Raw genomic sequence first — 3,727 nt, 5'->3', positions numbered from 1 at the left:
CCACACCGCGGCGGAACGGGGCGAACGCCGCCGTCACCTCGTCGAGCCGCAGCGCCTCCCGGCCGTCGAACCAGCTGTCGCCGAATCGCAGCAGTGCCACGCCGGCCGGGTCGGCGGCCAGCGCCTCCCGCACCGCCTGGGGTGTCGGCACACCGGTGTGCAGGGCCGCCAGCGTCGCCGAGACGGCCAGCTCGTACCGCTCGCGGTCGGACACGCCGGCGGCGACCGCCTCTCCGACGACTTCGCCGAGCCAGTCGTAGCGGCCGATCCGCACCAACAGACGCAGCAGCGCGCTGGTCATCTCGCGGGCACGGACGGGATCCTGCGGCCGGCAGTGGACCAGCGCGGCGCGATACCAGCGGGCAGCCAGCGCCGGCTTGGCCAGCAAGACCCTGGCCGCCTCGCCGCACAGCAGCGGGACGAGGGCCGCGTCCAGGGGCAGGGCGGCGCCTGCCAGCGCGATGTGGTCGGCCACCACGGCGGGTTCCGGCGGCAACGAGTGGTCGCCACGCAGCAGGTGTTCCGCAAGCGCGCGGTGCAGGTCACGCACCTGTCCCTCGCCCACCGCGTTCAGCACGGCGGTAGCCAGCGCCGGACAGGTGATGGACAGGGCGCCCTGCGCGTCGCATCCCAGCGCGCCGCCCGCGACCAACAGGTCCGTGACGCGTCCGCAGGTCCCGTGATCCCGGCCGGTCGCCAGGGAGAAGGCCAGCAGGTCGTCGACTCTGAACCGCTCGGTGGTGGCGACCACCGCCACCAGCGCCGGCCCGACCTCGGGCACCAGCTCCACCAGCCGCACCAGCTCGTGGTCGGCGGGCAACGCGATCGGTTCCGCCGGCTCGGCCAGGCACAGCACGCCCAGCACCGCGGTGAGCGAGCCCTGTCGCTGAAGCGTTTCAAGCACGGACAGGACGGAGCCCGGATTCCCGCGCAGGCAACCGAGCGCGGCCCGAACGGCGGGCGCCACGGCCTGGTCGAGCGGCGCCCGGACGGCGTTGGCGACCAACTCGTCGACCTGGCCGTCGGACAGCGGCTCGAGGTCGAGGACGTGGTCGGCGAGCGAGGTCAACGATGTGGGCTCGGCGATCGCGTCCTCACGGCAGGCGGCCACGACGGTGCAGCCGGCGTGCCGGGCGGCGGTCACCGCGAGGCCCGGGTCGGACGCGGCGTGAAGATCGTCGAACACCACCACCGGCGGCACGTCCTGCCCCAGGCTGCCGAACAGCCGCACGAGTTCGACGAAAAGCCCCGACCGGGCCCGTGCGGAACGATAGGTATCGGGCAGGCAAAGCTGGCTCACCGCGGCCAGCGCGGTCGCCATCCGCGAATCGCCGAATTCGGTGAAACTTTTGCGGAATGCCGCCACCACGGCGTTGGCGCCGAACCGGTCCCAGCGGGGAGTCTCATCGTCGAATTGAATATGAAGACTCTTCACGTCACGCGCGGCCCAGCTACGCCGGACCTCGTCGAGCAGAGCCGTTTTCCCCGCTCCAGAGCCTGCGCGGACGACCAGAAGCATGGGTCTACCTGCAACTTGCTCGATCATCGCCAACTCGCTGTCGCGCCCCAACAAGCCACTGCCTTCCCGGGACACCGGCGGCCTCCTCTTTTACCTGCCCACACTCACCCGTTCTGATCAAACGCCGAGCTATTCGTGGTGTCGCACCCTAACAGGCGACGCTAGCCTGTCACAGACCGTAGCCCAACTAACCCGATCCAACGAACCGTCGCTCACGTTAAGGGACTTCCCCCATGAGTCCACACCCGGATACGAGTGAGCGCCGCAATGGTGACGCACGGGGAACGAGTGTGACCAGATCGAGATGAAGAGTCCAATTCGTCCAGCCGGCGGCCAGCGCCGGAGACCCGTCGACGGCGCACACGAGCATTCCTGCGTCGAAATCATCGACACACTGAGGTCAGGCGAGCCGAGGCTGGTTGTCCTCAGCGGCCCCGCGCACCTCGAGCTACCGCGCGCCGTGGCCACAATACGCGCGCATGCCGAGGACTACGGTATGACTACCGTTAATCTCTCGTTCAACTCGAATACACCTTTTCCTCATCTCGCGGGCAGCATTCCCGCACTCCTCTCAGGCGCCGATCCAGCGACGACCGTGGTCGTCCTTGAGGAGGTGCAGCGGCTCACCGAGGCGGCGCCGGCCGGGTTGGAGGGTCTGGCCAGGCAGATCGCCAGCACCGGAGCCAGCTGCCTGGCCACGGTGGCGCTCCCCGTCCCCGCCAGGATCGCGCCGGCCATGGACGCCGCGCTCGGCCGGCTGAGCCGGGACCGCGCGGTGCGTCACGTCACCCTGCGGCCACTGCCGTGTCGTGAGCTCACAACGCTGGTCACCACGGTGACCGGGGCCAAGCCCGAAGCCGAGCTGGTCAGCCGGCTGTGGCAGCTCACCAGGGGGTGGCCGGCCGCCACGACCGCCGCGCTCCGGGTCGCCGTGGAGCACGGGCTGGTCCGGATCGTCGACCAGCACGCCTATCAGGGACCGGTGCGGGTCCCGCCGCGTCTGGCGGACACCGACGAACTGGTGCTGCCGATCCGAAGGCTGGGCAGTGCCCTGTGGGTGGCGGCCAAGGCGGCATCCGTGCTGGCCGTGCTCGGTCCGGCCACCACGCGGCTGTTGGCCGACGCCCTCGGCGTGTCCGAGTCCGAGGCCCGGCGCATGCTGTCCCTCCTCGAGGAGGCCGGCGTGCTGCGGCACTGCCGGGCGACGGCGAGCTGGCGGTTCCGGTTGCCGTTGGTGGAGCTCGTCCTGCCCTGGGCCATGGGCCCCTTCGAACGTCGGCGGCTGGCGCAACTCGCCGTGTCCGCATTGTGGGACGGCACCGCCCCCGACCCCGGTTGCGAGTACCTGCCGGACCAGTTGGTCAACGCCGGCCGCATGGTGGAGCACAAGCGCGCCAAAGCCGAACTGCTCGTCCACGCGGGCCGGATGGCGGCCCGCGACAGCGACCTGGCCCTCCTGTGGTTGCGGGCGGCCGCCGAGTTGACCTCGGACACCGCCGAGCGGACCGAGATCCTGCTGCGGCACGCCCGCCTGTGCCTTGCCGGTGGCACCCCCGTGCTGGCGTTGCGGACCTCGGAGACGCTGCTGTGCTCACTGGCCGGCGAACTCGGTCCCGAGCAGCGCGTACTGACCTACTTCGTGCATCTCAGCGCGCTGCGCGACGCCGGCGACACCGCCACGCTGAAGCGCATCGCCGATGAGGACTGGCTGCCCTGGCCCGGCGAGCACCCGTACCGGACCAGCATCCGCGGCCTCGCCCTGATCCTGCTCAACCGCTGGCGGGAAGCCAGTGAGGTGACGGCAGCGACCCCGGAACCGCAGGCGGTGCCCCTGCGCGCACTCGCAGCGCTCTGGCTCGGCGCGCCGGCCGAGTTCGACGACGCCGTCGCCGCCCTGCCGGACTCCGACCGGCCCGACTTCGATCGGGACACGCATGGCCGGCTGGAGCAGGCCTACTGGTATGCCGGCGCCCTCCTGACCCTCGGCGACCTGGACCGGGCCGAACGGCTGCTCTGCGACATGCGGCTGCCCGCCGACCACCTGCGTCTGCCGGGCCGGGCCCTGCTGGCCGCCGGACGCGGGCGGTTCGACGACGCCCTTGAGCTGGCCCGCAAGAGCATCTCCACCGGCCCGCGGTTCGGCAGCGACCTCTGCCAGACCGGCATGTACCAGTTCGCCGCGCTGATACTGGCCACACGCGGCAAGCT

At 71.2% G+C, this 3,727-nt stretch carries 2 pseudogenes; one reads left to right on the top strand and one right to left on the bottom strand.

Features of this window, described 5'->3' with window-relative positions:
- Positions 1 to 1,195: 1,195 nt before the first annotated feature.
- Positions 1,196 to 1,519, bottom strand: a pseudogene (locus KUTG_RS66855) (hypothetical protein); the annotation flags it as partial.
- 595 nt (positions 1,520 to 2,114) lie between these two features.
- Between KUTG_RS66855 and KUTG_RS48615 the strand changes: the two are divergent.
- A pseudogene (locus KUTG_RS48615) lies at positions 2,115 to 3,727 on the top strand (hypothetical protein); the annotation flags it as partial.

Origin of the sequence: Kutzneria sp. 744 (genome assembly GCF_000568255.1) — a bacterium.
Taxonomy (GTDB): Bacteria; Actinomycetota; Actinomycetes; order Mycobacteriales; family Pseudonocardiaceae; genus Kutzneria.
The sequence above is the reverse complement of the archived record's forward strand: the minus strand, read 5'-3'. Positions and strand labels throughout refer to the sequence as shown.